This window comes from Mycoplana ramosa (assembly GCF_041930185.1).
In the GTDB taxonomy this organism is placed as follows: Bacteria; Pseudomonadota; Alphaproteobacteria; order Rhizobiales; family Rhizobiaceae; genus Mycoplana; species Mycoplana ramosa.
Window position 1 is genome coordinate 405548 of the sequence record NZ_JBHEEW010000002.1, and the last position, 6359, is coordinate 411906.

A 6359-nucleotide genomic window follows, 5' to 3' on the forward strand; every position below is an offset into this window, starting at 1 on the left:
CGTCCATGCGACTGCACAGCCAGGGCCGCGCAGGATTGCCGGAATGAGCGGGCGGGCACTGAGGCCCGCCCTGACGAGTGTCGGCAGTATTGCAGGTCTGGTGGCGCTACGCGCTCTTGTACTCGGACCAGAAGTCGTTCCAGGTCTCGAGGCTCTGCTGCACGGGCAGCTGCCGGTACTTGATGCGGCCGTTGCGGATCAAGTCCATCGCGTTGCTCTCATTGAGCAGCATGCCCTGGCGTTTGGCCTCTTCCGGCGTTTCCACGGCCAGCAGTTCCCAGCCCTTCTTGTTCGGGATCAGGCAGGGATAGGCGGCCATGTTGGCCGACTTCACCTGGCCCTTGGCCGAGGTGATGTACTGGATCCACTTCTTGGCGAGATCGGCTTTCTGCGAGCCCTTGCCGATGGAGAAAGATTCGGTGAACTGGAGACCGCCTTCCTCGGGGATGACGCTGCGCACCTTGGCGCCGCCCTTTTCAAGGGCGCCGGTGATCCAGTCGCCGATGCCGGCCATGACCAGCATCTGGCCGTTCTGCAGCGACGAGAAGGTGCCGCCGTAGTCGAAAAAGCCGCCGATCTGCGGGCGTAGCGATCTTGTTACTTCCTGCACCTTTTCCCAGGCGGCTTCGTCGATGTCATAGGGAGAGGGATTGCCGTTCAACAGGCTGATCTGGCCGAGATTGGGCAGGTGCCAGTCGAAATGACCGACCTTGCCCTTGAGCTTCTCGTCCCAGTAGACCTTGTAGGTGGAAGCCTCCTTCTCGGTGATCGCCTCGGTGTTGTAGGCGACTCCCAGGAACCCGAAACGGGTGATCACCGAATAGAGCTTGCCATCCTGCCAGTGGCCGGGGAACTGCTGGAACTCCGGAAAGAATTCGTCGAAGGCGTAGTCCTTGGGGTCGAGTTCCTCGATGTAACCGGCGGCGTTGAGCTGCTGGACGTATTCGGCATCGGACAGGATGAGGTCGAAGGTGCCCGGAGGCGACTGGGCGATCAGGCCCAGCATATTGTCGCCGCCGGTGTAGTATTTTGGCTTGAACTTGACGTTGTTCTCCGCCTCGAACTCGGCGACGACGTCGGGTTCGGCATGGCCGTACCAGGCCAGCATCGTCAGTTCGGTCGGGGCTGCGAAAGCAAGGCGGCTCAGGTAGGGCGTAGCCAAAATCCCGCCACCCACGACGGCGGTACTCTTGAGGAACTCACGCCGGGTGCGGCGCTCTGACGGTATAACCTTGACGCTCATTTTATTCCCCTCCCGTTTGTTATGAGAGAAGCGTATGCAGCGTCCATGCATTTGAAAAATTAATTCTCATAATTTTTGCATTTACTATTCTTATCGCCGATCAAGTTCCGAATATCGGCTCCGCGGCGACGAAGAAACGCCCGCTTCGTCCAGCCGTGAGATGATGTGGTTGACCAGTCCGATGCCGGCATCGGACAGACGCGGGTGCTTGTAGAACAGACCCACGCGGATCTCGGCGAGCGGCGGGAGGCCGTCGCGCTCATCAAGCGCGCGCATGCCCGGAAGCATCGTGTACTGCGTCAGCGCACTGACGCCGAGACCGTTCACCACGGCATTCTGGAGGCCGGCGATACCGGAGCCGGTATAGGCGACGCGCCAGCGGATCTGCGCGTCGTCCAGCGCCTGGATCATCCTTGCGCGATAGGCGCAGCCTTCGGGATGAGCGGCCAGCGAAACCCCCACGGTGGTATCGACACCGACGTCTGCCGCCGCCGCCCAAATCGGCCGCTCGATCCACGACCGCGACAGATACTGCGCCCGCTCTCCATTGACCATGGCCACCGCTATGTCGAGTTCATCGGCGTGCAGCCGGTCGAGGATCTCGGCACTCCACCCGCAATGCAGCTCAAGCGATATCTCCGTATGCTGGCGGGTGTACTCCGTGATCACGCCCTGCAGGAAGGCCACGGCATAGTCGTTGGGAAGGCCGACGCGGATGACCCCGGCGATTTTTGACCGGTCGAAATAGGAGGCAACCTCGTCGTTCAGCCGCAGGATCTCGCGCGCATAGCTCAAGAGCATCTCCCCCTCGCTGGTCAGCAGCAGCGTGCGGCCGACCTGCTTGATGATCGGGGAGCCCACGAGTTCCTCAAGCCGCCTGATCTGCAGCGAGATCGCCGGTTGCGTTCGCCCAAGCGCTTCGCCCGCCTTGGTGAACGCACCGAGGTCGATCACCGAGACGAAGGTTCGCAGAAGGTCTGTCTGGAAGTTGACGATGGTGCGCACGGATTTGAATTTCTCATGTAACGATGACGATTATAAATTTCCCATATTCTCCGGCAGGCAGCAATCATTGCTCTCCAACTTAGAGGAGGAAAAGTTAATGCCAGCCGATTCCGTTTTCGCCGCCGAACTGCCCTGGCCGGATTACGATGCCAAGGTGCGCGACGGCGCCGTCCCGATCCTGATCCCGATCGGTTCGATGGAACAGCACGGCCATCACATGCCGATGCATGTCGATGTGCTGTTGCCGGTCGAGTTCGCCCGGCGTGTCGCAGCCCAGGTCGGCGCGCTGGTGGCCCCGCCGTTCACCTACGGCTACAAGTCGCATCAGAAATCCGGCGGCGGCAATCACCTGCCGGGAACGACGAGCCTCGATGGCTCCACCCTGGTCGCCGCGCTGCGCGACGTCATCAAGGAATTCGCACGCCACGGCGTCCGCAAGATATGCCTGGTCAACGGCCATTTCGAGAACTCCTGGTTCATCATCGAGGGAATCGATCTGGCACTGCGTGAACTGCGCTGGAGTGGCATCGACGACGTGAAGGTCGTCGTGCTCTCCTATTGGGACTTCGTCGACAAGGCGACGATTGCAAAGCTCTATCCGGACGGCTTTCCCGGCTGGGACATCGAACACGGCGGCGTGCTGGAGACGTCGCTGATGCTGGCGCTGCATCCGCACATGGTTCATCTCGAGCGCGCCATCGACCATGCGCCCGCCAGTTTCCCCCCTTACGACGTCTATCCGCCGAAACCCGAATGGACGCCGCAGAGCGGCACGCTTTCCTCACCCAAGCAGGCGTCCGAGGAAAAGGGACGAATCCTGCTCGATGTGTGCGTGCGCGGCATCGTCGATGCGCTGCGAACCGAGTTTCCCGGCTGACGAGCCAAGCGTTTGACGGCCACCAAGAAGGGCCGCCCGGCACCCGGGCGGCCCTTTTCTGCTTCCCATCCGTATTCAGTTACGGATGATGTTGTGCTCCGGACCGAACGGGAAGCCGGTGATGTTCTCGGCACCGTCCTCCTTGACGATCAGGATGTCATGTTCGCGGTAGCCGCCAGCGCCGGGCATGCCTTCGGGCAGCATCACCATCGGTTCCATCGACACCACCATGCCGGGCTCCAGCACCGTGTCGATGTCCTCGCGCAGCTCCACCCCGGCCTCGCGGCCGTAGTAATGGCAGAGCACGCCGAAGGAATGGCCGTAGCCGAACGAACGGTACTTCAGCAGATCCCACTCGCGATACATCTCGTTGAGCTCGATGGCGATGTCCTTGCAGCGCGCACCCGGCTTGATCAGCTCGAGGCCGCGGCGATGGACGGCGACGTTCTTCTCCCAGATGTCGAGGCTTGCGTCGTCGACGTGGTCGCAGAACAGCGTCCGCTCCAGCGCCGTGTAGTAGCCGAAGATCATCGGGAAGGTGTTGAGCGACAGAATGTCGCCCGACTGGATGATGCGGTTGGTCACCGGGTTGTGGGCGCCGTCGGTGTTGATGCCGGACTGGAACCAGGTCCAGGTGTCCATCAGCTCGACGAAGGGATGCGACTTGGCGATCTCGCGGATCATCGCGTTGGTCGTGGCGATCGCCACCTCGTGCTCCGGCACGCCGGCCTTGACGGCGGCCACGCAGGCGGCGCCGCCGACGTCGCAGACGCGGGCGCCCTCGCGGATCAGCTTCTGCTCCTCGACCGACTTGATCGTCCGCATCCACATCGACGGCTGGCCGACGTCAACGAACTCGACGCCTGGCAACGCCACCTCCAACTGGCGGCGGAAATCGAGCGTGACATGGTCGAACTCGATGCCAATGCGCTTGGCACCGGGGGTGAGCTGCCGCACGGCCTGATAGAAATTGTCCCGGCGCCAGTCCGTGTAGGTGATGTTGTCGCCGAAGCTGCGGCGCCAGGGCTGGCCGCCGTCGATGCCCGCCGAGATCGTGGTTGCGTTGTCGTGGTCGATGACCATCCCGTACTTGCGGCCGAAATAGCAGTAGAGCCAACCGGAATAGTAGTTGATGCAATGATAGGAGGTGAACAGTGCCGCATCGACATTGTTTTCGGCCATCCAGCGACGCACGTCGTCCTGGCGGCGCGTCATCTCGGCATCGGAGAAGGGTGAATAGTCCTTCTCGCCATTATGCCATTTCATCACGTGCAGCATGTCGTCCATTTTGGTTCTCTTCCTGTTCAAAATCTGGTGTGCGAGTGAAGTCCGGGTGGTCAGGCTGGCAGCGGTGCCTCCCCCTGCCGGCGGGTGAAGGCCAGCAGGCGGGCGAGCCTTTCAGGATCGAGATTGTGGAAGTCGCCTTCGTAGCTGATGCCGGTGCCGACGATGAAGCAGTCGACAAGCGGCGCGAACACAGGCGCGTTTTCCGGGGTGATCCCCGAGGCAAGGGCCAGCGCTGCGTCGCCGACGCCACGCCTGAAGGTCTCGATCTTTTCCAGTTCCGGCGCGTGGCCGGTGGCGATGCCCGAGGTCGTCACCACGTCCATCCAAGAGACTGCAATCCGTGCAGAGACTTCGTAGTGCTCCGGGGCGACCTCGCGCTGCTTCTTGAAGCAGGTGCCGCCCATATAAAGGCCTTCCCAGCCCGAGGCCTTGCGGATCGCCTCGATTTCGGCTGCGTCCTTCTGGTTGTCTACCGGTTCCATCTCGTTCAGGCAGGCGTCGTCTGCCCAGTAAGCGTCGACCGCGACGCCTTCGCGCTGCAGCTCTCCGAGGATCGGAAACGCCGCCTTGCCGGTCACCGCCAGGAAGTTCACGCCGATCCAGGCCGATGGGAACCTGGCGCGGGCGCTGCGGATGATCGGCAGGAACGCCTCGACGCTGATGTCGTGGTTGATCAGCAGGACGCCGGGCGCGCCCGCCTGCATCGCGATGCGGAGGTTACGCTCCGTCTGCTCGGAGTCCAGGACGTGGATGACCGGGAGGACGACCGGCCCGGGTGACTTGAAGAGCTTATGGAAATCTTGCCTGTGCATATCGAATCCGTTCTTGGCAATGGGTGTTTTTTGACGAGCGGTATCAGCGCCGCCGGACGGGGTCCGGCGGGTGGGTGCGGGCAATCGCAATGCGTTCGGTTGGCTAGGCCTGAACGACCTGCAGCGCCTGCGCCGACCAACCGAGCTGAACGCGGTCGCCGACGACTGGCGGCGCCGTTTCGGCAAAGAAGTTCTGCTTCACCGTGAAGTGGGAGGAGCCGGGAAAATCGATCCGCAGCCGGGTATGATCGCCCTGGAAGATCGTGTCCGCGACCCGCGCCTCGAAACGGTTTTCGCAATTGGCCGCAGCCGCGCCGATCGAAGCCCGCTCCGGGCGGACATAGAGAAGGACTTTATCCCCGATCCGTACCTGCTGGCCCAGCCTCGCCGCGACCATCATGCCTGCATTCGTCTGGATCGAGCCCCCCTCGCCGTCGCGTGACACGAGGGTCCCAGACAGCCGGTTGTTCTCGCCGACGAACTCCGCAACGAAGGCGCTTTCCGGCTCGTCGTAGAGCTGCTTCGGCGGTGCGCATTGCAGCAGGTGGCCGTCATGGAAGACCGCGACCCTGTCGGACATCGTCATCGCCTCGCCCTGATCGTGCGTCACGTAGATCATGGTCACCGAGGTCTCGCTGTGCAGCTGCTTGAGCTCCAGTTGCATGGTTTCGCGCAGCTGCCGGTCGAGGGCCCCCAACGGCTCGTCGAGAAGCACGACACTCGGCTCGAACACCAGCGCGCGCGCCAGCGCGACCCGCTGTTGCTGGCCGCCGGACAGCTGCGCCGGGCGGCGCTCGCCAAGGCTTGCGAGCTTGACCATGTCGAGCGCGCGTTTGACCCGCTTGCCGATCTCCAGCTTCGCCATGCGCCTAGCCTTCAAAGGATAGGCGAGATTCTCGGCGACTGTCATGTGGGGGAACAGGGCGTAGTTCTGGAAAACCACGCCGATGTTGCGCCGGTGCGGCGGTATACCCTCGATGGGAACGTCATCGAGCAGGATGCGACCGCTGGTTGGCGTCTCGAGGCCGGCCAGCATCATCAGCGTGGTGGTCTTGCCCTGTCCGTCGTCGAATGATCTGAGACTTTTGGGACTTCCGAAGATTGGAGTTTCCGGCTCGGTTTGCGGGTTGATTTA

6 protein-coding genes are annotated in these 6359 nt (G+C 62.4%); 1 reads left to right on the forward strand and 5 read right to left on the reverse strand.

The genetic code is table 11. The annotated features are described in order from the left end of the window. Nucleotides 1-106: 106 nt before the first annotated feature. Both JNC62_RS04390 and JNC62_RS04395 read right to left on the reverse strand, forming a co-directional pair. Nucleotides 107-1243: an extracellular solute-binding protein gene (locus JNC62_RS04390; RefSeq protein ID WP_374836305.1), complete on the reverse strand. Its 1137-nt coding sequence runs from the start codon at nucleotides 1241-1243 to the stop codon at nucleotides 107-109. 90 nt (nucleotides 1244-1333) lie between these two features. Next, entirely contained in the window at nucleotides 1334-2248 is a 915-nt protein-coding gene (locus JNC62_RS04395; RefSeq protein ID WP_374836307.1) for a LysR substrate-binding domain-containing protein, read from the reverse strand. A gap of 97 nt (nucleotides 2249-2345) precedes the next feature. Between JNC62_RS04395 and JNC62_RS04400 the strand changes: the two genes are divergently transcribed. Then, entirely contained in the window at nucleotides 2346-3125 is a 780-nt protein-coding gene (locus JNC62_RS04400; protein WP_374836309.1) for a creatininase, read from the forward strand. A 75-nt stretch (nucleotides 3126-3200) separates the two neighbouring features. Here the strand turns inward: JNC62_RS04400 and JNC62_RS04405 are convergent, their stop codons facing one another. The 3 genes from JNC62_RS04405 to JNC62_RS04415 form a co-directional block, all read right to left on the reverse strand. Then, on the reverse strand, nucleotides 3201-4412 hold the full coding sequence (locus tag JNC62_RS04405; protein ID WP_374836310.1) for a M24 family metallopeptidase: 1212 nt from the start codon (nucleotides 4410-4412) through the stop codon (nucleotides 3201-3203). Nucleotides 4413-4462: 50 nt separating this feature from the next. Next, nucleotides 4463-5224 (reverse strand): BtpA/SgcQ family protein, encoded by a 762-nt coding sequence (locus JNC62_RS04410; protein ID WP_374836312.1) that lies wholly within the window; start codon nucleotides 5222-5224, stop codon nucleotides 4463-4465. Between the two features lie 103 nt (nucleotides 5225-5327). After that, a complete protein-coding gene (locus JNC62_RS04415) occupies nucleotides 5328-6263 on the reverse strand; it encodes an ABC transporter ATP-binding protein (protein WP_374836314.1) in 936 nt (311 codons plus the stop codon). Nucleotides 6264-6359: the final 96 nt, after the last annotated feature.

Excerpts from the sequence above, each read along its gene's own strand:
- JNC62_RS04410 (WP_374836312.1), bottom strand. The coding sequence starts at position 5,224 with ATGCACAGGCAAGATTTCCATAAGCTCTTCAAGTCACCCGGGCCGGTC.
- JNC62_RS04415 (WP_374836314.1), bottom strand. The coding sequence starts at position 6,263 with ATGATGCTGGCCGGCCTCGAGACGCCAACCAGCGGTCGCATCCTGCTC.
- JNC62_RS04390 (WP_374836305.1), bottom strand. The coding sequence starts at position 1,243 with ATGAGCGTCAAGGTTATACCGTCAGAGCGCCGCACCCGGCGTGAGTTC.
- JNC62_RS04400 (WP_374836309.1), top strand. The coding sequence starts at position 2,346 with ATGCCAGCCGATTCCGTTTTCGCCGCCGAACTGCCCTGGCCGGATTAC.
- JNC62_RS04405 (WP_374836310.1), bottom strand. The coding sequence starts at position 4,412 with ATGGACGACATGCTGCACGTGATGAAATGGCATAATGGCGAGAAGGAC.